We start from the raw sequence: 24,738 nt of genomic DNA, 5'->3' as shown, positions 1-24,738 counted from the left end.
GCTCCGCTGCCTGATTCTGTCGGGTCACGCACATGCGTGGCACCGTGACATGGTCCACACTGACCGATCCGCGGCCAGGAGGATTACGCCGGTGGTCCGGTGGGCAAACTGTTCGGGCTTCCGGCGGCTTGGCTGACAAGATGAACGCGTGCGACACGATTCCGCTGATGCTGCATATGACCCCGCCGCCATGCGCGCCTCGTACCGATCCGCCGGACTGGCGGAGGAGGAGCTGGCGCCCGGCCCGTACGAGCAATTCGACCGCTGGTTCAAGCAGGCGGCCGAGAGCGGGCTCTACGAGCCGAACGCCATGGTCGTCGCCACCGCGGACGCCGACGGGCGCCCCAGCACGCGCACGGTGCTGCTGAAGCACTACGACGACCGCGGCTTCGTCTTCTACACGAACTACGGCTCCCGGAAAGGGCGGGAACTGGCGGCCAATCCGCGGGTCTCGCTGCTCTTCCCGTGGCATCCGCTCGCCCGGCAGGTGATGGTCTGCGGGACGGCGGAGCGGACCGGGCGGGACGAGACGGCGGCGTATTTCCGGACCCGGCCGCACGGGTCGCAGCTGGGGGCGTGGGCGAGCGAGCAGTCGTCGGTGGTCGGGTCGCGGGCGGAACTCGACCGCCGCTATGCGGACTTGGCGGAACGCTATCCGGAGGGCGAGCAGGTGCCGGCGCCGGCGGAGTGGGGCGGCTTCCGGGTGGTGGCTCAGACGGTGGAATTCTGGCAGGGGCGGGAGAATCGCTTGCACGACCGGCTGCGCTATGTCCTGGCGGACGGCGGGTGGACGGTGGAGCGGCTGTGTCCGTAGGTCCGTAGCGCCACCTGGAACGCAGTCGACCCGCGACTCTGGTCCCCTCTGGAGGGGGCCGGCCGGACGTACCGGCGAGCCGCGGGTCGGGTAACTGCTTGAGATTGGGCCGGCTGGGTGCACCGCTCGCACCCTGGTCCGGCATGGCGCCATAGAGGCGCGACGCGGACCGCTAGCCCGCAGTCACCTCACGCGTCCGGTAATCAATCATCTGCCGAACCACCTCCCTTCTCGTGTGCCCCACAGACTAGGCACGGCCGGATCCGCTCTCAACCGAATAAAGAATTGGGCGAAGTGGGTGTGGGCTGCGTCACGTTCGAGGTTGAATGATCGCAGCAGCCACGGGTCAACCAGGGGGTGCCGGGATGAGCGCTACGCGCGACACTAAGCGGCCGGGTCCGGCCTCAGACGCGCCTGCGCCGCCCCCATCCGGCCGCCCCGACCTGCTGACCGCGCTCCTCGACGGCATGGACGCGGCTCTCTGCGCCTTCGACGCCGACGGCCAGGTCACCCACTGGAACCGCGAGGCGGAGCATCTCCTGGGCTGGACCACGGAGGAGGCCGTCGGCCGCGACGGCTTCGCCGGCTGGGCGGTGCGCGACGAGGACGCAGAGGAGGTCCAGAGCCGGCTGCTGTCGGCGATGGGTGCGCCCGGGCGGCAGGTGCACGAGTTCGCGCTGCTGACGAAGGACGGGCGGCGGGTGCTGGTGCGGACGCAGTCCGCGGGGGTCCGCACGGCGGACGGTGAACCGGCCGGCGTGTACTGCGCGTTCAGCGAGGTGCATGCGCAGATCGACCTGGAGCGGTCGATCGCGCTGAGCGAGGCGCTCTTCGAGGACGCGGCGTGGGGTGTGGTGCTCGTAGACGCCGATCTCCGCCCTGCGGTGGCGAACGGGCAGGCGGCGCGGGCGCTGCGCACCGGGCGGTCCGCGCTGCTCGGGCGGCCGCTCGGGGAGCTGCTTGAGCAGGGCGTCGAGGAGCTCGAGAGCGCGCTGCAGCACGTGATGGCGCAGGGTGCGCCCTCCGCCCCCGCCGACGTGTGGGTGGCGGTGCGCGGCGAGGCCGGCGAGCCGGTACGGCGCCGGTGCTGGCGCAGCGCCTTCGTACGCCTGGCGTCACCGCTGGCGGAGGAGCCGGTGCCGCTGGGCGTGGGCTGGCTCTTCCAGGACATCACGGAGGCAAAGCTCGCCGAGCAGGAAGCCTCGGTGGTGCGCTTCCGCGACCATCAGCTGCACCGGGCGGGGCGGGCGGCGGCGGAGTGCGAGGAGCCGATGGAGGCGGCGACGGTCTATCTGGACTTTGCGCTGGCCGGTTTCGCGGATGATGCGCTGATTGATGTGCGGCGGGGGGATGGGGGGCGGGCGGCCGCCGGGGCAGCGTCTTCTGCGTCTATCTCTGCTTCTGCCGTGGTGCAGCTGGTACGGGTCGCCGCGACGCCGGCGGCGGGCCCCGGGCCGTGCTTGCCGACGGGGCCTTCCGGGTTTCCGGTGCGCTATCCGGCGGGGCACCCCGCGCTGCAGGCCGTTGAGCGGGGCGGATCCGTGCGGTCGAGCTGCGGCGGGGCTGACGCGGAGGTCGCGCAGGGCTGGGCGGCAGCGCGAAAGTGGCCGGAGGGGAGCGTCCATGCGCTGTGCGCCGTCCTGCGGAGCAGGGGGCGGACGCTGGGGGTGGTGACGTTCCTGCGGCGGTCGTCGCGGAAGGCGTTCACGCGGGCTGACGCGCAGTATGCGGAGGATGTTGCGATCCGGGTGGCGTCGGCGTTGGACCTGGCGGAGCTGCTCGGGTAGCGCTGGGGTTGCGCCTGCGGTGCGTAGGGCGAGAGCCGCCTAGCCACCTCTTCGAGTGACTTGGATGACGAGGAGTTCCGGGCGGCGGAGCGGTTTGCCGACCGGCTGGCGAAGGATGCGGGAGACCGATCAGGTCATGCGAGCTCAGAGAGCGCGTAAGACGTGCGAGGCAGAGCATCCGCCGGCGGCGGGGCGGCGGATGGACTTTGCGCAGGCCGTATTTGAGCGTCGGAGCGCGCTCGGTTGGAGTGCTGCCGAGCTTGCCGGGCGGGCCGGGATGGCCGAGGAGGAGATCGAGCGGATCGAGGAGAGCGGCGTCGATCCGACGCTCGAGCTCATCGAGCAACTCGCAGCCGCGCTCGAGTCCGGTGCCCGCATCACGCCCGGTGCTACGCCGGAGTTCGCCTTTGAGGCGCGGGCGGCCTGACGGCTACTCCTGTTTTCTCCGCGGGCAGGTAGGGCAGGGGAGATCGACTCGAGTGGGTCGGGCGGATGCCAACCCATCCGGATTCGGTGCCAACCCACCCGAACCGATGTCAACCCACCACCCAGGTCCCAACGCTCAGTCAGCTCCCGCAGAACTCGGTCTCGACGGCCGCGTCCTCCAGTCGCTGTTCGCCCCAGTCGCCGTTGCGGTTCATGGTCATGACGCGGCGGCCGTCCGCCGAGGCGACCGTCCGGGTCGCGGACCCCGGGATCATGCCGCCGTGGCCCCACACCCAGCAGCCCTCCTTGAGCTTGAAGTGCCGTATGCCGAGGCCGTAGCGGTCCTGCGGACCGCCGTGTCCCTTGTCGCCGTCGACATGGACCGCGTCGAGGAGCTGCCGCTGCTGGGCGGGCGGCAGCAGCTTGCCGGCCAGCAGCTCGGACAGGAAGGTGTTGACGTCTCCGACGGTCGAGATGATCTGGCCGGCGGAGAAGGCGACGGTGGGGCTGAACTCGGTGACGTCGCGTACTTTCGCTTCCGGCGGGTCCTCGAACAGCGTGGAGTAGTGCCGCGCGTGCGGTGCGGGCAGGTGGGGTGAGGTGCCCGGCACGCTCGTGCCGCGCAGGCCGAGCGGCCGGATGATGAGACGCTTGACCGCCTGGGCGTAAGTGTCGCCGGTGGCCTTCTCGATGATCATGCCGGCGAGGATGTAGTTGGTGTCGGAATAGTCCCACCTGCCTGGCCTGCCGGGCCTGCTGCCCTGCTCCGGCTGGAAGTTGGGCGGGTGGGTGAGCGCGATGTTCACCAGTTCCTCCGGAGACCACCTGGTGTAGCGGTTCCGGTCGAACTTGTCCCCCGCGTACTTGGCGCGGAAGCCCTCGTCCATGTTGTAGTCGAAGACGCCGCTGGTGTGGTTGAGCAGGTGCCGCACGGTGATGTTCTCCGGCCGGTAGCCCTTGCCGCGCACCACCCCGGGCAGCCAGTCCGCCACGCTGTCGTCCAGCGAAATCCTGCCCTTGGCTTCGAGCTTGAGCAGCACCGCGGCGGTGAAGATCTTAGTGACGCTGGCGATTCGGAACTTCTCGCCCGTATGCCTCGGCCGCTCGGTGGCCAGGTCACCGACACCGGCCCGGCCGTTCCACACACCGCGCGCGTCCCGTACCCGGGCGATGACGCCGGGGGTGCCCTGCGCGACGATCTCATCCAGCACGGCCTGGGTCTTCGCGTGCGCGGCCTGGGTGTTCGGCGGTAAGGGGGACGGTGCGTGGTGGGGTGGCCCGGCCGATGCGGTGGTGGTGGCGGTGAGCGTGGCCAGGGCGACGACTGCGACGGCAAGGGCGATGCGGGGTCCACGGGAGGCCTGTTGACGGCTCATGAGAACAGCCCACCAAGTGCCCGTACCCGACAGCATCGGGAAGATCCCGGAAAGGGGTCCGGGATACGACCTAGGGGCGCTGCCGGCTCGGGGCCGGGTAAGTGGCTAGGCCGCGTGCAACGCCACCGTGGGCGACACCCGGGCCGCCCGCACCGCCGGATACAACCCCGCGACCGACCCGATCACCAGCGTCGCCCCGAAGCCCTCCGCCATCGCCCACGGCGGCACCACCCACGGGATCCCGGACACCGACGCGTACGCGAAGGTGGCGCCCGCGCCCAGGACGACCCCCGCCAGCCCGCCCAAGCCGCTCAACAGCAGTGACTCCGTCACGAATTGCAGCCGGACCTGCCCCTTCGTCGCCCCCATCGACCGCCGCAGCCCAATCTCATGCCGCCGCTCGAGCACCGAAATGATCATGGTGTTGGCGACCCCGACACCTCCCACCAGCAGCGCCACTCCACCCAGCCCGAGCAGCAGATTCGTGAACGCCCCCTCGGACGCGGCCTTGGCCGCCAGCGCATCAGAAGGATTCGACACCTCGACCTCCTCCGGCGCCTCCGGATTGACGCTCCGCGGCAGCAGCCCGCGCACCGCATCGACGCGATCCTCCGCAGAGCGCTCATAGATCGACGTCGGGCTGCCGTCGAACCCGAGCAACTGCTCGGCCGCATCCCACCCCACCAGCGCCGACCGCTCCAGATCCGTGGCGAGCGGCAGCTCCCCGAGGATCCCGATCACGGTGAAGTACCGTTCGCCGATCCATACTTGCTGCCCCGGTTTCGTAATGCCGAGCCGCTCCGCCGCCGCACTGCCGAGCACCGCCGCCGGGTACTTTCCCGTGGCCTTGTTCAGCCACGTGCCCTTCACGGCCTTGCCCTGAAGCGTCCGCAGCAGGTTCTCCGACGCCGCGTTCACCGTCAGCCCTCCGCTCAGCTCCTCCGGGACGTGCTGGGAGCGGTACACGCTGTGGTCCATGGCGCCGATCGCGCCGACGTTCTCGACCCCGTCGATACGGCCCACCATCTCCGGCGCCGCCCGCGGCAGCTTCGCCTCCTCACCCGTAAGAAAGGACTGGCCGGGCTCGACGACCAGCATGTTCGTCCCCAGCTTGTCGAGCTGCCGGAGCAGATCCGCCTTCGACGACTCCGAGATCCCGACCACCGAGATCATCGTCGCGATGCCGATCGCAATCCCCAGCGCCGACAGCAACACCCGCACCGGCCGCCCCCGCAGCCCCGCCGACCCGACCTGCCATACGTCACGCCCGGCCAGTCGCGCCGGACGCAGCCCCGACCGCCGTCGCGGACTCATACCGCACCCCCCGCCACCGCGGCCGCCGGCGCGGCACGCCGGCGATCCTCCGTGATCAGCCCATCCCGCAGCCGCACCTGTCGCGGCAAGGCGCCGGCGATCTCGCGGTCATGCGTGATGACCGCGATCGTGCTGCCTTGGTCATTGAGCTCGCGGAGCAACGTCAGCACCGCCTCCCCGGACGCGCTGTCCAGCGCGCCCGTCGGCTCGTCCGCCAGCAGCAGGTCCGGCTCGCCGACCACCGCACGGGCGATGGCCACGCGCTGCTTCTGGCCGCCGGACAGCTCGCGCGGACGATGCGTCGTACGGTCGCCGAGCCCCACGCGGTCCAGGGCCTCCACTGCCTGGCGCCTGCGGCGGGAGTGGGAGAGGCCCGAGTAGCGCAGGCCCTCCATGACATTGGCGAGGGCGGTGGCGTCCGGGACCAGGTGGAAGGCCTGGAAGACGAAGCCGATATGGGCCGCGCGCAGCGCCGACAACTCGCGGTCCGACAGCGCCCCGACATCGTGCCCCGCGATACCGACCGTCCCGGCCGTGGGACGGTCCAGCGTGCCCGCGATGTGCAGCAGCGTGGACTTCCCCGAGCCCGACGGCCCGACAATGGCGAGCAGTTCACCGCGCCCCACCGCCAGATCCACCCCGGCCAGCGCGGCCACGCCGCCCGGGTACTCCTTCGTCACGCCGCGCAGATCCATGACCGGGGCGGTCACGCCATTCAGATCGTCGTCCGTCATGTCTTGGGCACCCCGACCTTCATGCCCGCCTTGAGGCCACCGCCGGTGACCTCGACGCGTCCGTTCGCGAAGAGCCCCAGCTCCACCTTTACGTCCCGCGCCTTGCCGCCCTCGACCACCTGCACGGCGAAGCCGCCGGACGGGTCCGCGAGCAGGGACTCCACCGGCACGTGCAGGGCGTTCTTGGCCGACTCGCCCTTCAGATGCACGGTGACCGGGGCCTTGTCGACGCCCTCGACCTTGTCCGCGTCGTCCAGGTCGACCGCGACCTTCACCTTCGGTTCGTCCTCGCCAGAGCCGCCCGGCTCGCCCCCGCCCCCGCCGGACGCCGTCTTACCGACCGAAGTGATCTCACCCGAGGCCCTCGAACCATCCGGCAGATCCACCGAGACCTCATCCCCCGGCTTCGTACCGGCCGCATCCTCGACCTTCAGGTCAAAGGTGACCTGCCGCTCCGCACCGGTCGCCGTCAGCACCGGCCGGCCCGGCGACAGGAGCTCCCCCACCGAAGCCTCCGCCGACTGCAGTCGTACGGCTCCGGGCGCGAAGGCGATCTGCGACGGGCCGACGCGGCCGGTCTGCTTCAGGCCGTGGGCCTTCTGCCAGGCCTTGACGCCCTTGGCCGTACCCGCCGTGAACTCGTCGTCGGCCGTGAGGCCCGAGCCGTGGCCGAGGGCGATCAGGTTCTGCTTCAGCTGGCGGACGTCCTCGCCCTCCGAGCCCTGCTTCAGCTCGCGGTACATGGGGCGGGAGCCGTACAGCAGATGGACCGGGCCGCCGTTGAGCTCGTACAGGCGGCCGTCCCGCTTGATGTCGGTGCCGGTCTTCGGGCGCCAGGTGAGTACGCCCTGGCCACCCGCGTTGATCTTGCGTTCCGAGGAGTAGCCGAGGGTGCCCTTGGCGGTCGACGTACTGGTGAGCGTGGACTGCTCGACGGCGGCGGTGGCCTGCGGCAGGTCGCTCTCCCGGGCCGGGGGCGGCGAATCGTCGCCCGTGAGCGCGCTGGCCGCGACGGCGCCGCCGCCCGCGAGGAGGGCGGCGGTCACCGCGGCGATGAGGGTCTTCTTGCTGCGCATGGCGGCGTCAGCCCTCGTAGACCTTCGCGGAGCACTTCTTGCTGGCGGCCTGGAACTTCGCCTCGTCGCCCTCGGGCATCGGCTGCGCCTTCGTCGAGCCCTTGTCGAACTTGGGGTCCTTGAAGTCCAGCCCCTCGCCGCGCATGCACTTCGCGAAGGCCAGCGCCTTGTCCTTGTCGGCCTGGCTCATCTCCTTGCCGCCGCCGGGGCCGCCCGCGTCCAGGCCGCAGGCCTTCATGGCGGCCGCCATTTCCTTCTGGGAGAGGTCGCCGGCGCCGATGCCCAGCATGTCGCTGTTGTTCTTCGGTTCCTTGATGTCCACGCCCTTTTTGCGCAGGCAGTCGTACTGCTTCGCCTTGTCGGCGGCGGCATCGCGCTTCTTGTCGGCGGCGCTGTCGCCGTTGCTGTCTCCCCCTGAGGAACAGGCGGCAGTGAAGAGGGCCAGGGCTGATATTGCGGCGGCCGCGGACATGCGGATCATGTGCTTCGTCTGCGTCATGCCGCGCAGGCTGGCAGCGGGCGGTGTTTCCTTTCCTTAACGCGGCGCTCTTTACAGCGACGAAAGGCCCCTTTCGGATAGAGAGGGGACATGCGCGTACTGGTCGTGGAGGACGAGGCTTTCCTCGCGGAGATGATCGCCGAGGGGCTGCGCCGCGACGCCCTCGCCGTGGATGTGGCCGCCGACGGGCGGGAGGCGCTGCGCAAGCTGCAGTTCGGGGCGTACGACGTGATGGTCCTGGACCGCGATCTGCCCGGCGTGCACGGCGACGACGTGTGCCGGCGGGTCGTCGGCGAGGGGCTGCTCACGCGGATTCTCATGCTCACCGCCTCCGGGACCGTGCACGATCGCGTCGAGGGGCTCGGGCTCGGCGCCGACGACTATCTGGGGAAGCCCTTCGCGTACGAGGAGCTGCTCGCCCGGGTGATCGCGCTCGGGCGGCGGACCACGCCCGCGCTGCCGCCGGTGCTGCGTCGCGGCGACATCGCCCTGGACACCGCCGCCCGGTCGGCGACCCGGGGCGGGCGGGTGCTGGCGCTGTCGCGCAAGGAGTTCGCGGTGCTGGAGGCGCTGCTGCGCGCCGACGGAGCCGTACTCAGCGCCGAGGACCTGATCGAGCAGGTCTGGCACGAGGACATCAGCTACCGCAGCAATGCGGTGCGGGTCACGGTCAGCAAGCTGCGCACCAAGCTCGGCGACCCGCCCGTGATCGATACGGTGCCGGGGTCCGGCTATCGCATCTCGGCGGTGGCCGCGTGATGCGCCGCCTCGCCCTCGGCCTGTCGCTGGGCAGCGAGCGCGCCCGCCTGACCGCCCTGTACAGCGCGCTGCTGCTGCTCGCCGGGGGCGGGCTGATCGCGCTGGTGTACTTCCTGCTGCGGCAGGGGATCTACGGGACCATCGCGGGCGCGGTGGAGACGGCGCCGCTGGACGACGACCCGGGCTCCCGGCGGGCCTCGCCGTCCCCCGTCGCCTCGGTCCCGGCGGAGCGGGCGGAGCCGCCCACCGAGGGCCTGGCCGTCACCAGGGTCGCCAACACCGTCGGCAGCGCCACCCTCAGCGACCTCCTCACCGTCTCCCTCATCGCCCTCGGCGTCTTCGCCGTCGTCTCGATCCTGCTCGCCTGGTGGATGTCCGGGCGGGTGCTGCGGCCGGTCTCGGTGATCACGGACACCGCCCGGCAGCTGAACGCCGAGAATCTCCACGAGCGGATCGCGCTGACCGCCCCGCCGGGTGAGCTGAAGCAGCTCGCCGACACCTTCGACGGGATGCTCGACCGGATCGAGCGGCTGGTCGGGGCGCAGCAGCGGTTCGCCGCGAATGCCGCGCACGAGCTGCGCACGCCGCTCGCGCTGCAGCGGGCCGCCGCCGAGATCGGGCTCGCGGGGGAGCCGGATGCGGAGCGGGTGGCGCAGATCCGTACGAAGCTGATCGAGATCTCCGACGACAGCGAGCGGATGATCGAGGGGCTGCTGCTGCTTGCGGCCTCCGAGCAGGGGCTGGAGCGGCGCGAGGAGGTGTCGCTCGACGACCTCGCCTCCACGGCGACGCTCGGGGCGGGGCCGGAGGCCGCCGAGGCCGGGGTGGAGCTGGTGCTGACGGCCGGGGAGGCGAAGGTGGAGGGGGACCCGGTGCTCCTTGACCGGCTGGTGCACAACCTGGTCGCGAACGCTGTTCGCTACAACCATCGCGGGGGGACGGTGGAGATTCGTACGGGCGGGACGGAGCTCACCGTCGTGAATACCGGGTCCGTGGTGGATCCGGAGGCGGTGCCGCTGCTCTTCGAGCCGTTCCGGCGGGCCGAGGCGCGGCGCCACCAGCTGGGGGAGGGGGTCGGGCTCGGGCTGTCGATCGTCTCGGCGATCGCGCGGGCTCACGGGGCCGAGGTGGGCGCGGAGGCCAATGACGGCGGGGGGCTCACGGTGCGCGTGGAGTTCCCGCGCGCCCCGTAAATCAAGGGCTTCGCGCATGCAAGACCCGGTTGTCAGTGCGGTGCGTCAGAATAGAGGGCAGGGCCACCGCACGAAGACATCTAGGGGCACGCATGTCCGGACTGATTGACACCACGGAGATGTATCTCCGCACCATCCTCGAGCTGGAGGAGGAGGGCGTCGTCCCCATGCGCGCGCGAATCGCGGAGCGGCTCGACCAGAGCGGTCCCACGGTCAGCCAGACCGTCGCGCGCATGGAGCGGGACGGCCTGGTCACCGTCGCCGGTGACCGCCATCTCGAGCTCACCGACGAGGGCCGCAAGCTGGCCACCCGCGTGATGCGCAAGCACCGCCTGGCCGAGTGTCTCCTGGTCGACGTGATCGGCCTGGAGTGGGAGCAGGTCCATGCCGAGGCCTGCCGCTGGGAGCATGTGATGAGCGAGGCGGTCGAGCGGCGGGTGCTGGAGCTGCTGCGGCATCCGACCGAGTCGCCGTACGGAAATCCCATCCCGGGCCTGGAGGAGCTGGGCGACAAGCAGGAGGTCGACCCGTTCCTGGAGGACGGCATGGTCAGCCTCTCCGACCTGGGCGCCGGCGGAGACGGCAAGACGGTCGTCGTGCGCCGCATCGGCGAGCCCATCCAGGCCGACGCCCAGCTGATGTACACCTTGCGGCGGGCCGGCGTGCAGCCCGGTGCCGTCGTGAGCGTGACGGACTCGGCGGGTGGCGTGCTGATCGGCAGCAGCGGCGAGGCGGCGGAGCTGGACTCCGACGTGGCCTCGCATGTCTTCGTCGCAAAGGGCTGAGAAGGGCGGAGTGGGACGAGACGCGGCAGCGCGCACCAACCGAATCGCGCATCTGTCACAAATACTGTCCGGCGGAAGGGCAGCGGGATACGGCCGCGCGTGCGACGCTGTCGCTGACGCCCGCGGGCGGAGCCCGCTATGGACACGGCCGGCTGTGGCGAACCCTCGCCGGTCACAGGGGAGGGGGCAGATGTGCTGACCCCGCGCATGACCCGCATGACGAAGGCCCCGGCGCCTGGCGTCGCCGGGGCCCCGCCTCCCCTTGCCGACCCGGAGCCCCGAGCTCTCAGGGTCGCCCCCCGCCGCGCGGCGGCCTCCCCAACGGCCCGCCGCACGGTCTCAGTCCTCCCCACGGGGGCGGCCGTCAACCCTTGCCGATGGTCACCCGATCGTGGGGTGTTGCCGGCGAGGACGGCTTACTCGAATGGATTTTCGATAGTGTGAGACCTGCTCAAGGGCTGTATTGATTACAGAAGTGGGGGTGCCGGCTTTTATGGTGCGTCGCATCGATGTGACAGGCGCGGGCGGGGTCAAGCTCGCCGCCTGGGAGTATGCGGATCCGCCCAAGGGCCTGCCCGAGGGCGGGACGGCCGATCGCCATGCGGCGGCGGCGGACCGGCCCAGCGTCCTGTTATTGCACGGCCTGATGGGCCGGGCCTCGCATTGGGCGGCCACCGCCCGCTGGCTCGCCGAGCGGCATCGGGCCATCGCCGTCGACCAGCGCGGCCACGGCCGCAGCGGCAAGCCGGCCGCGGGCCCGTACGACCGGGATGCCTACGTCGCCGACGCCGAGGCCGTCATCGAGCAGCTCGGCCTCGCGCCCGTCACCCTCATCGGCCATTCCATGGGCGCGCTCACCGCCTGGCAGCTCGCCGCCCGCCGGCCCGACCTCGTCCGCGCGCTGGTGATCTGCGATATGCGGGCCTCGGCGCTGGGCGCGCAGTCGCAGCGGGAGTGGGCGGAGTGGTTCACGACCTGGCCGGTGCCCTTTGCCACCCTCGCCGATGTGCGGAAGTGGTTCGGCGAGGACGATCCGTGGCTGGAGCGGCCGCGGCGGGAGCGCGGCGAGTTCTATGCCGAGGTGATGACCGAGAGCGCCGACGGCTGGCGGCCGGTCTTCAGCACCGAGCAGATGCTCCAGGCCCGCGCGACCTGGGTCCACGACGCGCATTGGGAAGAGCTCGCCCAGGTCCAGTGCCCCACGCTGGTGGTGCGCGGCCTCGACGGCGAGCTGGGGCGGGCGGAGGCGCAGGAGATGGTCCGCGTGCTGCCCCAGGGGCGGTATGCGGAGATCCCCGACGCCGGTCATCTTGTGCACTATGACTCGCCGGAGGGGTGGCGGCGGGCGCTGGAGCCGTTCTTGGAGGAGGTCGCCGACTGAGGCGGGGGTCTGGGGGCCGAAGCCCCCAGAGAACCACTTCAGTTCGGTCCCGCCAGCGACAGCGCATAGCGGCCGGCCGCGTCCGTCCACCAGTGGCGCAGCGCGAGGCCTGCCCGCTCCAGCTCGGCCCGTATCCCCTCGCGGCGGAACTTCGCCGACACCTCCGTGCGCAGCTCCTCGCCCCGCTCGAAGGACACCGCCAGGTCCAGGCCGCGGACCTTGACGGTCTGGTCCTCGCGGGCCCGCAGCCGCATCTCGATCCACTCCCGCTCGGCATCCCAGACGGCGACATGGCTGAACGCGTCCGGGTCGAAGGCGGCGTCCAGCTCGCGGTTGAGGACGGTCAGGACGTTCTTGTTGAACTCGGCGGTGACGCCCGCCGCGTCGTCGTACGCGGCGATGTGGATCTCCGGGTCCTTGACGAGATCCGTGCCGAGGAGGAGCGCGTCCTCGGGGCGCAGCGCGGCGGCCACCCGGCGGAAGAAGACGGCGCGGTCGGCGGGCTCCAGATTGCCGATGGTGCCGCCGAGGAAGGCCAGCAGCCGGGGTCCTTCGACGTCGTCGCCGAGGCCCAGGTGCTCCTGGAAGTCGGCTATTTGCGCGTGCACCGCCAGCCGCGGAAAGTCCTCCCGCAGGCTCGCGGCGGCCTGGGTGAGGGCGGACTCGCTGACGTCCACGGGCACGTAACCGGCGAGGGCGCCCGCCCCGGCCAGCGCGTCCAGCAGCAGCCGCGTCTTCTCCGAGGAGCCGGAGCCGAGCTCGACCAGGGTGCGGGCGCGGGTGGCTTCCGCGATGTCGGGCGAGCGGGTCTTGAGGATCTCCCGCTCGGCGCGGGTCGGGTAGTACTCCTTCAGCCGCGTGATCTCCTCGAAGAGCTCGCTGCCCCGGGCGTCGTAAAACCAGCGCGGCGGCAGCGACTTGGGGGCGGAGGTCAGCCCGGCCCGGGCGTCGGCGCGCAGGGCGGCGTCGAAGTACCCGTCCGGGAGCAGGTGGTCGACGGTGAACGGGGCGGCGGTGGTGGTGGCGGGACGGGAGGTCATGCGGCACGGGCCCTTTCGTCTTCGTCGGTGGGTGTGGCTGTGGGGGTCGCGGTGGTGTCGGCGTCGGCCGGGGTGATGGGCGTGGTGTGGACGCCGGTGGCGAGGGTGGCGGTGAGGAGGGTGCGGTCGGGGAGGTCATGCCAGGTGGCGGGGGAATCGTCGGAGGCGGCGGTGGCGCGGTCGGTGACGCGGTCGGGGCCGTCGTCGGGCTCGGAGGCGATACGGATGCCGTCCTCCGGATCGATCCGGTACGAGAGCGTGTCGCCCCAGGTCGTGGCGGCGATGGCGGTGCCGTCGGTGAGCAGCAGGTTCAGCCGGGCGGCGGGCCGTACGGCCGCGACTTGGGCGACGACGTCGGCGAGGGCGGCGCCCAAGGCCGCGGCGGTGGCAGCGCCCAAGGCCGCGGCGGTGGCAGCGCCCGGGACTGCGGGGGCCGCGCCCGGGACTGCGGGGGCAGCGCCCGGGACTGCGGGGGCAGCGCCCGGGACTGCGGGGGCAGCGCCCGGGACTGCGGGGGCAGCGCCAGGCGCCGCTCCGGACGCGCCCGCATCCATCCCGACGCCCAGCCGCGCCTGCACCAGCGCCCACAGCAGCGCGGTGTCCGAGCGGGCCTCAAGGCCGAGCAGCGCGGAGGGCGACAGCCCGCCGCTCTCCCCCAACTCCTCCGGCAGCCGACGCCAGTCCGGCACCGCCCCGTTGTGGCTGAACAGCCAACGGCCCGCCCGGAACGGCGCCGCCGCCGACTCCTCCTGCCCGGTCCCGGCGGTCGCGTCCCGTACCGCCGCGAGCACCGCGCCGGAGCGCAGCGCGCGGGCGAGGTCCGGGACATTGCCGTCCGCCCAGATCGGCACGGCCCGCCGGTAACGGGCGGGCTCCGGCGACCCGCCCGGCTCGTACCAGCCGAAGCCGAAGCCATCCGCATTCACCGTGCCGTGCCGCTGCCGCCGCGGCTCCCAGGACTGCCGGAAGAGGCTGTGCGACGGGTCGAGGATCACCTCGGCGAGCGGCCGCTCCGGGCCCAGCCACGCCAGATGCCGGCACATCAGCCCACCTCCGCGGGCGAGGCATCCCGCGCGGTGCGGAAGCCGGCGAATATCTGCCGCCGGATCGGCCAGTCCCAGTTCCGGAAGGTGCCGCGCACCGCGACCTGATCCGCCCCGAAGGAACCGCCGCGCAGCACCTTGTAGTCGGGCCCGAAGAACACCTCCGAATACTCCCGGTACGGAAAGGCGGCAAAGCCGGGATACGGCGTGAAGTCCGAGGACGTCCACTCCCATACGTCCCCGAGCAGCTGCCGCGCCCCGCTCGGCGCCGCCCCCGCCGGATAAGCCCCGGCCGGGGCGGGCTGGAGGTGCCGCTGCCCGAGGTTGGCGCGGGTCTCGTCCGGGGCGGCGTCGCCCCACGGGTGCCGCAGGCTGCGGCCGGCCGCCGGGTCGTGCCGCGCCGCCTTCTCCCACTCGGACTCGGTCGGCAGCCGCCGCCCGGCCCAGCGGGCGTACGCATCCGCCTCGTACCAGCACACGTGCAGCACCGGCTGATCGGCCGGTATGGGCTCGACGACCCCGAACCGGCGCCGCGCCCACCCGCCTTGACTGCTCTCCCGGCGCCAGAAGAGCGGCGCCTCCAGCCCGGCCTTCTCCTTGTACGCCCAGCCCTCCTGGCTCCACCACCGCGGCTCGCGATAGCCGCCGTCCTCGATGAATTCGAGATACGCGCCGCAGGTCACCGGCACCGTGTCCAGCCAGAAGCCGGGGACATGCACCCGATGCGCCGGGCGCTCATTGTCGAGCGCCCACGGGTCGGCGGAGGTGCCCATGGTGAACTCGCCGCCCGGGACCAGCACTTCCCGCGGGAGCCCGGCCGCGTCAGCGGGCGCGGCCGGTGGCTCGGGTGCATGCAGCACCGGTTCGCCGCGGCGCAGCTGGTGGGTGGCGAGCATGGTCTCGTCGTGCTGCTGCTCGTGCTGCGCGACCATGCCGAAGACGAAGCCGCCGGTCAGCAGGGGCGCCGGGTCCGCCGGGTCGGCGCCGTCGAGGACCTCCAGGGCCTGCTCGCGCACCTGGGCCACGTACCGCCGGGCCGCATCGGGGCCCAGCAGCGGCAGCGCGGGCCGGTCGGCGCGGGGCGTGACGAACGCGTCGTAGATCTGGTCGAGATCGGGCCGCAGCCCGGGCCGGCCGCCGGCTTCCCGTACGAGCCACAGCTCCTCTTGGTTGCCGATGTGGGCGAGGTCCCAGCCCAGCGGGGACATCAGCTTCGAGTGCTGCGCCATCAGCTGCTCGTCGTCGAGGCAGTCGGTCAGCGCCAGCGTGCGGCGCCGGGCCCGCTCCAGGGCGGCGCGGACGAGGCGGAGGTCGGCGGCTGCAACGGTGGTCTGGCTGTTCATCGAGCTGCTCCTTCCGGAACGGGCTGCAGCCGCTTCCCGGCGGCCCAGCGCTCCAGCTGGTCATCGGCGGGACATCGCCCGCGGTCGGGATACGTCTGCCGGAACTCGGCCACGGCGCCGCGCAGTTCGGCGGGTGCGCCGGACCGGTCGAGGGCGTCGCTCACGGCCTCGAAGCAAGCCCGCACCGCCGCTCCCGTACGCCGGTCCGCGGGCCCCGATCTGGCGGCGCGCAGCCAGGCGCCCCACGGGGGCGTGCGGCGGCCGGCGGTCAGCGGCTCGGTGGCCCGCCACGCGGCCGCGGCCGCCTGCGGGTCGTCCATCAAGGTGGCCGCCACGACCAGCGGCACCACCCAGCCGTCGCCAGGCTGCGCGTCGATCATGCGCAACTCCAGCCATCCGCGCGGCCGCACGGGCGGGAAGAGGGTGGTCAGGTGATAGTCGAGATCGTCGAGCTCCGGCGCCCGCTCGCCGTCGACGCCGTCACGCCCCCATTTCCGCAGGGAGAGGCCGGGCGGAGCGCTCCAGGAGGCACCGGGCCCGGGGCGGCGGACGCACATGACGTCGGCGTCCAGGGCATAGCGCGCCCAGACGGCGCGAGGGTCGTCGTGGTGCGCCCCCGGCTGCGGCGCCGGGTCTTCCGGTGCGAGTTCGTCGCCATCCGCACGGGGGCGGAAGCCCCCGGCCGCGCCCGGCGGCAGCGTCCGGCCCGGGTCCATGCGGGACCACACCAGCTGCCGGTTGGACTTCCACCCGTTGGGCCGCTGCGGGCCGCCGCCCGCGCTCGGCGGGAACGGCGAGTTGGCGAAGGCCGCTATGAGTACGGGCCCGAGCCGATGCGCCAGCTCCCACCGGAACCGGAACCCGTCGACCCCTTCCCCCTCATCCCCGGCATCCACGCTGACCTGCACCGCCGCCGTGGCGTTCATCATCGCCCGGCCCCACGGCCCGCCCCGGTCGAAATGGGCCTCCATGGCCGCATATCTGGGGTGCTCCAGCACCCTCCGCGGTGCCCGATGCGCATCGAGCCCGCTCCCCTCCAGCTCGAGCCCCGCCCGCGCCAGCGCCGCGCGCATTAACCCGAGATCCCCCGCCGCCCCCGCCACACAAGCGCCCGGACTTCCGGCCGCCGCCGAGCTCAGCTCCACCTGCCCGCCCGGCTCCAGAGTGATCCGCCCGCCGCCCGGCAGCTCCGCGCCATCACCCCCCAGGGGCTCCAGCGCCCGCGCCAGCCGCTCCGGCGCCACCGCCGCCCCCGGATCCCCGCGCTCCCGGACCAGCCACTCCAGCTCGACCCCGGTCCACCGCGGCGGCCCGGTCTTGAAGCAGATGCCCGACACATGCGAGACAGCCTGCTCTTCCCATACCCCATGCATCGCTGACCCCTCCCTCCACGCCAACGCCTACCCAGTCAGTGTGCAACGCGCCACTGACAACGCGGAGTGGCCGATGGGCGAACTCTTCGGAATAGCGAAGGTGTCAAGGCCGGTCCGTGCTGGTCCAGCTCATTTCCGGAAACTCTCAGAACGGAAATTCGCCGCTGCGACAGCCCGCGTGACCGCAGCGCAGGCACGTACCTCAAGGCCACCCAAGTGACCCCCGTCTCATTCAGTGAAGCCGTCGAACAGTTGTGACGCTCCTGTTCCATAGCGCGGCTTGAGGGGGGTTTGACGCGCTGCTACGGTGCGATGACTTGACAGTCCGCCTTGCGAAGTTCCCGGTGGGCCAAAGTAGGGCGAAATTCACACACCAGTGGTGAGTGAGTCGCCCGCGACTAGAGATAACGGCGAGTTACGGGGTGGTTTGGTGAAGACCAAGGAGCGTTCGGCAGCTGGCGGTAGCAGGGTCCCCGCGCCCGCACCGCACGCCGGTGAGCGTTTGCCCGTTGCCCCGCGCGAACGCAAACCAGCGCTCGCCGCCCTCGCCGTCCTGCTGATCCTCGTCGGCGCCCTCGGCGCCACGGTGCTCGTGCTGCGCGCAGGGGACAAGGTCGCGGCCATCCAGATCACCGAGGACGTCGCCTCCGGGTCCACCATCCCGTCCGGCTCCGTCAAGCAGGTCATGGTCCCCAAGGACACCGAGATCTCGTACGTGCCCTGGGAGCAGCGCACCCTGCTCGGCAAGTACCGGGCCAACGGCGACCTCGTCAAGGGCAGCCTGCTCGTCGGCCAGAACCTGTCCAAGGGCTCCGGCATCGGCGCCGGCGAGGTGCTCGCCACCCTCTCCCTCAAGCCGGGCCAGTACCCGGTGGGGCTGCAGAGCGGCAATTACGTCGCCGTCTACCGCATCGAGGACAACGCCGCGGGCGCGAGCGACGACAAGGGCGCCGGCGCCGGGAGCGGCGCGGCCCTTGGCGACGAGCCCATCGCCCCCAAGGCCAAGGTGCAGGACGTCGAGAAGAGCGACGGCGGCTCCTTCGGCGGCGGCGGCTTCACCGTCACGCTCCGCGTCAAGAAGGAAGAGGCCGCCGCCGTCGCCTCGGCCTCCTTCAGTAACAAGGCCGCCGTGGTGCAGGTGAGCGGTGGCTCCTCCTGACGCCCACCGCACCACCGCAGCACGACGTCCGCGCACCGGACAACGCCGTCCGGCAGGCACGGGCGCCGTCCGGCCGGTGCCGGCCGGCGGACGCCGTCCACCTCGTAGGGACAGGGAAGAAGTAACACCATGGCGCTGATCGCAATCGCCGCGGACAAGGGCTCGCCCGGCGTCACCACGACCGCCGTCGCCCTCTCCGCCGTCTGGCCGCGGCGCACGCTGCTCGCCGAGGCCGACCCGGCCGGCGGCGATCTCATCTACCGCAGCGCCGCCGCCAACGGCGGTCCGCTCGACCCCAACACCGGCATGGTCTCCCTCGCCGCCACCGCGCGCCGCGGGATCGCCGCCGAGCAGCTCTGGGATCACGCCCAGGGCATGGCCGGCGGCCTCGACGTCCTTGTCGGACTGCGCAATTCGGACCAATCGGCCGGTCTCGCCGGGGTCTGGCCGACCCTCGGCCGCGCCTTCTCCGCGCTCGCCGCCTCGCCCTCGGGCGCCGCCGACGTGATCGCCGACTGCGGCCGCATCGCCATAGACTCCGGCGGCGTCGAGCTGCTCTCGCACGCCTCGCTGCTGCTGCTCGTCTCCCGTACGGAGCCGGAGCACCTGGCCCGCGTACGGGACCGGGCCGCCGCCCTCTCCACCCGGCTGCACGGCTCGCAGCGCGGCGCCGCGCAGCTCGGCACGCCGGTCATCGGCGTCGTGCTCATCGCGGAGCCGTCCGGCTCGGCGAAGATGGCGAACCAGGTCAACGAGATGCTCAGCGCCTCCCAGTCCGGCGCCCGCGTCTTCGGCGTGCTCGCCGACGACCAGGCGGGCGCCGAGCAGCTCGCCGGACGGCGGCGCGGGCGCGTCGACAAGTCGATGCTCGTACGCTCGGCGCGGAAGATCGCGTCGGACCTGTACGGGACCTTCGGCGCCTCGCTGCTTGCCCCGGAGACGGCACCGGCCGCGGCGGGACAGTCGCGCGAGCTGCCGCCGCAGGGGCAGCAGCAGGGCGGTCAGGGGCAGTACGGGCAGGCGCAGCAGCAGGGTCAGTACGGACAGCAGCAGCCGCAGCAGGGGCAGTACGCACAGCCCCAGCAGGGCCAGTACGCGCAGCAGCGGCAGCAGCACGCCCAGCCTCAGCACGCCCAGCCTCAGCAGCCTGCCCAGCCCCAGCCCCAGCCCGGGCAGCCTTACGGTCAGCCGCAGCCGGCCCAGCAGCAGCCGCCCGCCCAGCAGCCGCAGCGCCCCCAGCCGCAGCAGCCCCAGCAGCCCCGCCACGCGCAGCCGCCGCGCCCCCAGCAGGCCGTGCAGCAGCCCCAGCGCCCCCAGCCGGCCCGCCCCCAGCAGGCCGAGGCGACCCAGCAAATCCGCCTCCAGCAGGGCCAGAACGGCCAAGCGGCGCAAGCCGGTCAAACCGCACAGTCGGCGCAACAAGCTCAACCGGCCCAACCGTCCCAACCCGGACACCCGGACCCCGCGGCGGCTCCCCAGCCCCGTAACGGCCACTCCGACCCCGACCGGACCCCCGGCCCCGCCCCCCGCCACGGAGCCGCCTGATGACCACCGCAGCCAATGTCGACCACTCCCTGGTCAAGCGCTTCCGCCAGGAGGCCGGCGACCGCATCGCGACGCAGCGGCACCAGGACCAGATCGACAATGTCGCGCCCATGTCCTCCGAGGACGAGCGGCACTTCGCGCGCGCGGTCATCGCCCAGATCCTCGAGTCGTACGCGCGTGACGAGATCAACGCGGGGCGTACCCCCTTCGACGCGGAGACCGAGGAGGGCTACGCGGCCGCCGTGCACGCCGCGCTCTTCGGCGTCGGCCGGCTGCAGCCGCTGCTGGACGACCCCGAGGTCGAGAACATCGACATCAACGGCTTTGACCAGGTCTTCGTCGGATACGCCGACGGCCGCGAGGTCAAGGCCAACCCCGTCGCCGAGTCCGACGAAGAGCTCGTCGAGCTGATCCAGGTGCTCGGCGCGTACTCGGGCCTCTCCTCCCGGCCCTTCGACTCCGCCAACCCGCAGCTCGACCTGCGGCTGCCGGACGGCTCCCGGCTCTCGGCGGTCATGGACGTCACCCGCCGCCCCGCGCTCTCCATCCGCCGCGCGCGCCTCGGCAAGGTCTTCATGTCCGACCTGGTCGGCAATGCCACGCTCACGCCGGAGCTCGGTTCCTTCCTCGCGTGTGCGGTACGGGCCCGTAAGAACGTCATGATCGCGGGCGCGACGAACGCCGGAAAGACGACGCTGCTGCGGGCCCTCGCCAACGAGATCCCGCCCGCCGAGCGCCTCATCACCGTCGAGCGCGCCCTGGAGCTCGGCCTCGACCAGTTCCCCGAACTGCATCCCAACGTGGTGGCGTTCGAGGAGCGGCTGCCCAACTCCGAGGGCCTGGGCGCGATCGAGATGTCCGATCTGGTCCGCCGGTCGCTCCGCATGAACCCCTCCCGCGTCATCGTCGGTGAGGTGCTCGGCGACGAGATCGTCACCATGCTGAACGCGATGTCGCAGGGCAACGACGGCTCGCTGTCCACGATCCACGCCAACAGCTCCAGCGAGGTCTTCAACCGCATCTCGACCTACGCCCTGCAGTCGCGCGAGCGGCTGCCGGTGGAGGCGAGCCAGATGCTCGTCGCCGGCGCCATCGACTTCGTGGTCTTCGTCGAGCGGCGCAACCAGTTCGCGACGGGCGGCCGGCTGCGCCGGTCCGTCACGTCCGTACGCGAGGTGAACGGCGTCGACGGCCGCGTGATGTCGTCCGAGGTCTTCAAGGAGGGGCCGGACGGGATGTGCCGGCCGCACGCGCCGATCGCCTGCCTCGACGAGCTTGTCGTGCACGGCTATCAGCCGACCGGGGACTGGAGGTAGCGGGGACATGGACTCGATCTTCTCCATCACCGCGCTGTACGCGCTGCTGGCCGGGACCGGTGTCGGCGGCGGGCTCGCGCTGCTCATCGTGGCGATCCGCGGGGTGCCCGCGAAGCCCGAGGCCGAGAAGGCGGAGCAGGGCAAACGGGCCGCGGAGGCCGCCAGGTTCGCGAGCAAGCGCGGCTCCATCGCCGCCGCCGCGGGCCTCGTCGTGCTGCTGGTCACGCGCTGGCCGGTGGCCGGCATCGCGGCCGGCATCCTCGTCTTCTTCTGGGACAAGCTGTTCGGCGGCGCCTCCGAGGAGCGTGCCGCGATGAAGCAGGTGGAGGCGCTCGCCTCCTGGACGGAGTCGCTGCGCGACACCATCGCGGGCGCGGTCGGCCTGGAGCAGGCCATCCCGGCCTCCGCGCGGGCCGCGGCCCCGGCGCTGCGCCCGCACCTGGAGACGCTGGTGGACCGGCTGCGGGCCCGTACCACCCTCCCGGACGCGCTGCAGCAGCTCGCGGACGAGATCGATGACGCGTCCGCCGACATCATCGTCGCCGCGCTGATCCTCAACTCCAAGCTGCGCGGCCCCGGTCTGCGCGAGGTGCTCGGCGCGCTGGCCAAGTCGGCGCGCGAGGAGGTCGACATGCGGCAGCGCGTGATGGCCCAGCGGGCCTCGACGCGCCGGTCCGTACAGATCGTCGTCGGCGTCTCCATCGCCTTCGTCCTCGGCCTGGCCGTCTTCAACCGGGACTTCGTCAAGCCGTACGGAACCCCGATCGGCCAGCTCATGCTGCTGGTGGTCTGCGGTCTCTTCGCGGCCGGATTCTGGTGGCTGCGGCGGCTGTCGACCATCGAGACCCCGGACCGCTTCCTCGTCCGGCCGCCGCAGCAGGAGCTGTACCGGCCGCGCGAGGAGATGCCGTCGGAGCCGCAGGCGCAGGTCGTCCGGACGGAGGTGCGGTGATGGAGTTCGAGTTCAACGACACCCTGACCTGGGCGGTCGTCTCCGGCGCCGCCGCGGGACTCGGGATCTACGTGCTCATCCGGGCCCTGATGCCGCGGCGGCACGGCGCCGTGTCACGGGTCGCCCAGATCGACGCGATGCGGGCGCGCGCCGCGGACGTGGTCGGCAGCGCGCGGGCCGGGGCGGCCGAGGCAGGCGGCCGTCTCGACACGGTGCGCGGCCGGGTCGGACAGCGGGTCGCCGAGTTCTACATGCAACAGGGGTGGGAGCAGCGGTCGCTGCGCTCCGACCTCGCGGTGATCGAGCGCAGCTGGGAAGGGTTCCTGGCGACGAAGGTGCTGCTGTCGGCGGTCGGCCTGTTCTTCGGGCCGCTGCTGTACGCGGTCGGCTGGTTCATCGGCTTCGGTACGAGCCCGGTGATCCCGGTGTGGCTGGCGCTGGCGTTCGCCCTGCTCTTCTTCTTCCTGCCGGACCTCGAAGTCCGGCGCGACGCCGGCGACAAGCGCGCCGACCTGCGCCGGGTGGTGGGCGCGTACCTCGACCTGGTGGCCATGAACCTGGCCGGCGGCCGCGGCCTGCCGGAGGCGCTGATGGCGGCCGCGGAGGTCAGCGACGGCTGGGCGCTGCGCCGGATCCGTAACGCACTCGCCGACGCCCGCATCACCGGCACCAGCCAGTGGGCGGCGCTCGGCAAGCTCGGCGAAGAGCTCGACATCGAGGAGCTCAAGGACCTGTCGGCCGCGCTCGGCCTGGTGGCGGACGACGGCGCGAAGGTACGTGAGTCGCTGGCGTCGCGGGCGGAGACGATGCGCCACCGCGAGCTGGCCGAGATCGAGGGAGCGGCGGGTGAGAAATCCCAGTCGATGCTGGTCGCGCAGCTGTTGCTGTGCGCGGGCTTCCTGGTCTTTCTGATCTTCCCGGCCGCGATGCGCGTCATGGATATTTAGCTGGCTCCGCCTGAAAACGAACCCCCACAATTGATTGCTCAGTCGCTCGAGAGGACCAAAACCATGAACCGGAACTTCAGCACCGGTATCCCGGCGGTGGACTTCGTCTTCACCTTTCTGCAGGGCCGCGTCCAGCGCGCCCGCTCCGGAGAACTCGACCGCGGCGCCTCGGCCGTGGAGTGGGTGATCATCTCGGCGGTCGTCGTCGCCATCGTCGGCGTCGTCGCCGGCATCCTGAGCCAGGCCCTGGACAACGGCGCGACCAAGGTCGGCAACTGCGTCGAGAACGCCGACGCTGACGGCGGCTGCTAGGAGCGGGCGGAGGCGCTGCCGCTACGGGGGCGAGAAGCCGAAGAATGAAGAGACATCTGACAAAGCTGGTACGGAGCCGCCTCGACGCATGCCGCGGGGAGCGCGCCGACCGCGGTGTGACGGCGATCGAGTTCGTCTTCCTGACGCCGCTGCTGTTCTTCATGATCTTCGCTACGGTCCAGTTCGGCCTGTACTTCTTCGCCGACCACGTGGCCCAGGCCGCCGCCCAGGCGGGCGCGCGCAAGGCCCGCCAAACGGCAGACGCCAACCCCGGCGGCTGGCAGGGCCTGGCCCGCGACAAGGCCAACACCTACATCCAGCAGCTGGGCCCGCAGCTGCTGGACAACCCGGCGGTGGAGACCCTCCCCGGCAACGGGGAGACGGTGGGCGTCCGGGTACGGGCTGATGTGCCGAGCGTCTTTCCGGGGATGACCTTCTCGGTGGAGTCGGTGTCGCAGGGCCCGGTGGAGCGATTCGTGGAGGACGACGGGGGATGAGTCCGGTGACGCTGGTGAGGTGGATCCGGGACCGGCATAACGTGCTCCGGGACGGGCACAACGCGCCCCGGGACCACGGCATTTCCACGATCGAGGTCGTGATCCTGGCCCCGGTGATGATGATGTTCATCCTGGTGCTGGTCGGCTTCGGCCAGCTGGTCGAGGGCCGCGGCGCGGTCGACGGCGCTGCGCGGGACGCGGCGCGGGCGGGCTCGATCCAGCACGTCCGCGGCACGGCGGTGGCGCAGGCGGAGGAGGCCGCGAAGGCCGATCTGGAGGGCGTGTGCACGGGGCCGGTGCAGGTGACGGCCGGGGGCGACTGGGAGCCCGGCGGGGTCTTCACGATCGAGGTGAGCTGCGAGATCAGGGCGCTGTCGATGATCGGCCTGGACATCCCGACGAGCTTGACCGGCAAGGGCGCTTCGCCGATCGATCCGTATAAGCGGGTGGAGGGATGAGCGGGGTGTCTGCACCGCACTGGCCGTCACTGCCCGGCCGTATCCGATCACGCCTGACGGCGGCCGCCCGCACCCGCACATCCGCGCTGCGCGAGGCCGGCGACCGCGGCTCGGGCGCGGGCGCGGTCATCCTCTTCACCCTCGTCTTCCTCTCCCTGACCGCCTTCGTGGTCGACGGCGGACTGGCCATCTCCCAGCGCGAGCGGGCGGCGGATATCGCGGAGGAGGCGGCCCGTTACGCGGCGCAGGACCTGGATGAGGAGGCGCTGCGCGATGGGGAGTCGGAGTACGAGGCTCCGATCAACTACCAGAACTGCGGCGCGCGGGTGGCGAAATTCGCCGCCGAATCGGGCCTGTCGGGCGGCGACCTGGCGGCCTCGGGTTGCACCGGAGCAACCGCCGAATACGTAGAGGTGGAAATCCAGCTCACGTATTCCCCCATCTTCAGCAGTATCGGTGGCGGCGCAGTCACGGTACACGGCGAGGCCCGTGCGGAGCCGCGGGTGGAGGCGGGGAATCCGTAGACCTATGCGCAAGCGACTGAAACCCCACTAGTCTCCCGACTGCGTCATCGTTAGCACCCGTACCTGTCCCGCACTTTCGTTTCAC

The 24,738-nt window shown here is 71.9% G+C and carries 25 protein-coding genes; 16 read left to right on the top strand and 9 right to left on the bottom strand.

Annotated features, from left to right (window positions below; all coding sequences use genetic code 11):
- The first annotated feature begins 190 nt into the window (after positions 1-190).
- From pdxH to ACNNMR_RS19475, 3 genes are all read left to right on the top strand, one after another.
- The gene (gene pdxH / locus ACNNMR_RS19485; protein ID WP_420000412.1) at positions 191-814 is read left to right on the top strand and encodes a pyridoxamine 5'-phosphate oxidase; all 624 of its coding nucleotides are present in this window, start codon (positions 191-193) and stop codon (positions 812-814) included.
- A gap of 365 nt (positions 815-1,179) precedes the next feature.
- Positions 1,180-2,601: a PAS domain-containing protein gene (locus ACNNMR_RS19480; protein WP_419995912.1), complete on the top strand. Its 1,422-nt coding sequence runs from the start codon at positions 1,180-1,182 to the stop codon at positions 2,599-2,601.
- Positions 2,602-2,800: 199 nt separating this feature from the next.
- Positions 2,801-3,028 (top strand): helix-turn-helix domain-containing protein, encoded by a 228-nt coding sequence (locus ACNNMR_RS19475; RefSeq protein ID WP_419995911.1) that lies wholly within the window; start codon positions 2,801-2,803, stop codon positions 3,026-3,028.
- A gap of 139 nt (positions 3,029-3,167) precedes the next feature.
- On the opposite strand, the gene ACNNMR_RS19470 is transcribed toward ACNNMR_RS19475, so the two are convergent.
- The 5 genes from ACNNMR_RS19470 to ACNNMR_RS19450 all read right to left on the bottom strand — a co-directional run bounded on the left by ACNNMR_RS19470 (position 3,168) and on the right by ACNNMR_RS19450 (position 8,026).
- Positions 3,168-4,403 carry a serine hydrolase domain-containing protein gene (locus tag ACNNMR_RS19470; protein WP_419995910.1) on the bottom strand — a complete coding sequence of 412 codons (1,236 nt, stop codon included), beginning with the start codon at positions 4,401-4,403 and terminating at the stop codon, positions 3,168-3,170.
- 105 nt (positions 4,404-4,508) lie between these two features.
- Positions 4,509-5,717 carry an ABC transporter permease gene (locus tag ACNNMR_RS19465; protein ID WP_419995909.1) on the bottom strand — a complete coding sequence of 403 codons (1,209 nt, stop codon included), beginning with the start codon at positions 5,715-5,717 and terminating at the stop codon, positions 4,509-4,511.
- Positions 5,714-6,451, bottom strand: coding sequence for an ABC transporter ATP-binding protein (locus ACNNMR_RS19460; RefSeq protein ID WP_419995908.1), 738 nt, complete (start codon positions 6,449-6,451; stop codon positions 5,714-5,716). The genes ACNNMR_RS19465 and ACNNMR_RS19460 overlap by 4 nt, the downstream gene beginning before the upstream one ends.
- Complete coding sequence (locus tag ACNNMR_RS19455; protein WP_419995907.1) at positions 6,448-7,527, bottom strand: peptidoglycan-binding protein; 1,080 nt, start codon at positions 7,525-7,527, stop codon at positions 6,448-6,450. Before ACNNMR_RS19455 ends, ACNNMR_RS19460 begins: the two co-directional genes overlap by 4 nt.
- Before the next feature lie 7 nt (positions 7,528-7,534).
- Positions 7,535-8,026: a hypothetical protein gene (locus ACNNMR_RS19450; protein WP_419995906.1), complete on the bottom strand. Its 492-nt coding sequence runs from the start codon at positions 8,024-8,026 to the stop codon at positions 7,535-7,537.
- Between the two features lie 90 nt (positions 8,027-8,116).
- Between ACNNMR_RS19450 and ACNNMR_RS19445 the strand changes: the two genes are divergently transcribed.
- The 4 genes from ACNNMR_RS19445 to ACNNMR_RS19430 all read left to right on the top strand — a co-directional run bounded on the left by ACNNMR_RS19445 (position 8,117) and on the right by ACNNMR_RS19430 (position 12,144).
- Positions 8,117-8,785, top strand: a complete 669-nt coding sequence (locus ACNNMR_RS19445) for a response regulator transcription factor (RefSeq protein WP_419995905.1) — start codon at positions 8,117-8,119, stop codon at positions 8,783-8,785.
- Entirely contained in the window at positions 8,785-9,978 is a 1,194-nt protein-coding gene (locus ACNNMR_RS19440) for an ATP-binding protein (protein ID WP_419995904.1), read from the top strand. The genes ACNNMR_RS19445 and ACNNMR_RS19440 overlap by 1 nt, the downstream gene beginning before the upstream one ends.
- 92 nt (positions 9,979-10,070) lie before the next feature.
- A complete protein-coding gene (locus tag ACNNMR_RS19435; protein ID WP_419995903.1) occupies positions 10,071-10,763 on the top strand; it encodes an iron dependent repressor, metal binding and dimerization domain protein in 693 nt (230 codons plus the stop codon).
- A 493-nt stretch (positions 10,764-11,256) separates the two neighbouring features.
- Entirely contained in the window at positions 11,257-12,144 is an 888-nt protein-coding gene (locus ACNNMR_RS19430) for an alpha/beta fold hydrolase (protein ID WP_419995902.1), read from the top strand.
- Between the two features lie 38 nt (positions 12,145-12,182).
- Here ACNNMR_RS19430 and egtD read toward each other — a convergent pair whose 3' ends face one another.
- Genes egtD through egtA form a run of 4 tightly spaced genes read right to left on the bottom strand, consistent with a single transcriptional unit; the run spans position 12,183 to position 16,943 of the window.
- Positions 12,183-13,184, bottom strand: a complete 1,002-nt coding sequence (gene egtD / locus ACNNMR_RS19425) for an L-histidine N(alpha)-methyltransferase (RefSeq protein WP_419995901.1) — start codon at positions 13,182-13,184, stop codon at positions 12,183-12,185.
- Positions 13,181-14,227, bottom strand: a complete 1,047-nt coding sequence (locus ACNNMR_RS19420) for a class II glutamine amidotransferase (protein WP_419995900.1) — start codon at positions 14,225-14,227, stop codon at positions 13,181-13,183. The genes egtD and ACNNMR_RS19420 overlap by 4 nt, the downstream gene beginning before the upstream one ends.
- Positions 14,227-15,570 carry an ergothioneine biosynthesis protein EgtB gene (gene egtB, locus ACNNMR_RS19415; RefSeq protein ID WP_419995899.1) on the bottom strand — a complete coding sequence of 448 codons (1,344 nt, stop codon included), beginning with the start codon at positions 15,568-15,570 and terminating at the stop codon, positions 14,227-14,229. The genes ACNNMR_RS19420 and egtB overlap by 1 nt, the downstream gene beginning before the upstream one ends.
- A complete protein-coding gene (egtA, locus tag ACNNMR_RS19410) occupies positions 15,567-16,943 on the bottom strand; it encodes an ergothioneine biosynthesis glutamate--cysteine ligase EgtA (protein ID WP_419995898.1) in 1,377 nt (458 codons plus the stop codon). Before egtA ends, egtB begins: the two co-directional genes overlap by 4 nt.
- Before the next feature lie 502 nt (positions 16,944-17,445).
- On the opposite strand from egtA, the gene ACNNMR_RS19405 reads away from it, so the two are divergent.
- The 9 genes from ACNNMR_RS19405 (at position 17,446) to ACNNMR_RS19365 (ending at position 24,653) form a co-directional block, all read left to right on the top strand.
- Positions 17,446-18,102, top strand: coding sequence for a hypothetical protein (locus tag ACNNMR_RS19405; protein WP_419995897.1), 657 nt, complete (start codon positions 17,446-17,448; stop codon positions 18,100-18,102).
- Between the two features lie 129 nt (positions 18,103-18,231).
- Positions 18,232-19,647, top strand: coding sequence for a hypothetical protein (locus ACNNMR_RS19400; RefSeq protein ID WP_419995896.1), 1,416 nt, complete (start codon positions 18,232-18,234; stop codon positions 19,645-19,647).
- On the top strand, positions 19,647-20,963 hold the full coding sequence (locus ACNNMR_RS19395) for a CpaF family protein (RefSeq protein ID WP_419995895.1): 1,317 nt from the start codon (positions 19,647-19,649) through the stop codon (positions 20,961-20,963). Before ACNNMR_RS19400 ends, ACNNMR_RS19395 begins: the two co-directional genes overlap by 1 nt.
- A 7-nt stretch (positions 20,964-20,970) precedes the next feature.
- Positions 20,971-21,915, top strand: a complete 945-nt coding sequence (locus ACNNMR_RS19390; RefSeq protein ID WP_419995894.1) for a type II secretion system F family protein — start codon at positions 20,971-20,973, stop codon at positions 21,913-21,915.
- Positions 21,915-22,862 carry a type II secretion system F family protein gene (locus ACNNMR_RS19385; RefSeq protein ID WP_419995893.1) on the top strand — a complete coding sequence of 316 codons (948 nt, stop codon included), beginning with the start codon at positions 21,915-21,917 and terminating at the stop codon, positions 22,860-22,862. Before ACNNMR_RS19390 ends, ACNNMR_RS19385 begins: the two co-directional genes overlap by 1 nt.
- 63 nt (positions 22,863-22,925) lie before the next feature.
- The gene (locus tag ACNNMR_RS19380; protein WP_419995892.1) at positions 22,926-23,174 is read left to right on the top strand and encodes a hypothetical protein; all 249 of its coding nucleotides are present in this window, start codon (positions 22,926-22,928) and stop codon (positions 23,172-23,174) included.
- 44 nt (positions 23,175-23,218) lie between these two features.
- Positions 23,219-23,671 (top strand): TadE family protein, encoded by a 453-nt coding sequence (locus tag ACNNMR_RS19375; protein WP_419995891.1) that lies wholly within the window; start codon positions 23,219-23,221, stop codon positions 23,669-23,671.
- Positions 23,668-24,129, top strand: coding sequence for a TadE/TadG family type IV pilus assembly protein (locus tag ACNNMR_RS19370; RefSeq protein WP_419995890.1), 462 nt, complete (start codon positions 23,668-23,670; stop codon positions 24,127-24,129). The genes ACNNMR_RS19375 and ACNNMR_RS19370 overlap by 4 nt, the downstream gene beginning before the upstream one ends.
- 53 nt (positions 24,130-24,182) lie before the next feature.
- A complete protein-coding gene (locus ACNNMR_RS19365) occupies positions 24,183-24,653 on the top strand; it encodes a TadE/TadG family type IV pilus assembly protein (RefSeq protein ID WP_420000411.1) in 471 nt (156 codons plus the stop codon).
- Positions 24,654-24,738 lie beyond the last annotated feature (85 nt).

The organism is Streptomyces boninensis, from assembly GCF_048572725.1.
GTDB classification, from domain to species: domain Bacteria; phylum Actinomycetota; class Actinomycetes; order Streptomycetales; family Streptomycetaceae; genus Streptomyces; species Streptomyces boninensis.
This window is presented reverse-complemented; position numbering and strand designations above follow the sequence as displayed.